At 38.1% G+C, this 1,257-nt stretch carries 1 protein-coding gene; it reads left to right on the forward strand.

Annotated features, from left to right (window positions below):
- Positions 1–83: 83 nt before the first annotated feature.
- Positions 84–1,241, forward strand: a complete 1,158-nt coding sequence (locus tag V7137_RS26450; RefSeq protein WP_335700830.1) for an ABC transporter substrate-binding protein — start codon at positions 84–86, stop codon at positions 1,239–1,241.
- The last annotated feature ends 16 nt before the right edge of the window (positions 1,242–1,257 follow it).

Consider the following 1,257-nt stretch of genomic DNA (forward strand, 5'->3'; position numbering starts at 1 on the left):
GTCGAATACATTTACTTTGTATTATAATTGGTATTTAATAGATATGTAGGGTAAATTTTCAAATTATATTAGGGGGAAGAGGAATGAGAAAACTACTAAAAAAGTCTTTTGTATTCATTTCTGTTCTATTACTTGTTGCATTAGCAGCTTGCAGTAGTAATAGTACAGAAACTTCAGGAAAGGACAACGGTGGACAAGCTAAAGGCTTGAAAGCAAAAATTGGAGTCATCTCGTATTTAAGTGGCCCTGGAGCAGCTTACGGTGAAGCGATTACGAATGGTTTTAAGTTAGCTCAAAAAGAAATTAACAAAAAAGGCGAGGTCAACATCGAACTTGTTACGGAAGACTCAGCTGGAAAGCAAGAACAAGCTTTAACAGCTGCCCAAAAACTAATGAGTGACGATGACATTGTGGCTCTTTTGGGACCAACTTTAAGTACAGAAATGAATGTTGTAGGGCCAGAGGCGGATTTAAACGGAATTCCAATTATGGGTACTTCCACTACAGCTGTTGGAATTCCACAGATTGGAGACTATGTGTTTAGAAATTCATTGCCTGAATCACTTGCGATTCCAGCATCTATCAAAAAAGCGGTTGATAAATTTGACGTGAAGAAGGTTGCGATCCTTTACGGTAATGACGATGTTTTTACAAAATCAGGATTTGATACGATGAAAAAAGAAGCAGAAAAGATGGGACTTGAAGTTTTAGCGATTGAAACTTTCCAAAAAGGACAGTCAGACTATAATGCACAATTAACAAAAATCAAGGGACTTAAACCAGATTTAATTTTATGTTCAGCTCTTTATAATGAAGGCGCCGTCATCATGGATCAGGCAAGAAAAATGGGTATCGATGTACCTTTTGTAGGAGGAAATGGCTTTAACTCTCCACAGGTAATTGATATTGCCGGTAAAGCCTCTGAGGGATTAATTGTTGCAACTCCATGGTTTGGAGAAAAAGAGGATCCAAAAGTACAAGACTTTGTTAAAAAATATGAAGCAGAATACGGCAAGAAACCAGACCAGTTTGCAGCCCAAGCCTATGATGCTCTATATATCATGGCCGAAGCATTAAAAAATGCTGGAGAAGCTGATCGGGATGAACTTCGCGATGCTCTAGCTGAAATCAAGGACTTAGATGGTGTACTTGGTAAATTTTCCTTTGATAAAGATGGAGATGTTGTCATGGACCCGACCGTCCTCATCATAAAAGATGGAAAGTTCCAATTGTTTGAATAGGCTCTTTTCGTAAACT

The organism is Neobacillus drentensis (genome assembly GCF_036962765.1).
In the GTDB taxonomy this organism is placed as follows: Bacteria; Bacillota; Bacilli; order Bacillales; family Cytobacillaceae; genus Neobacillus; species Neobacillus drentensis_C.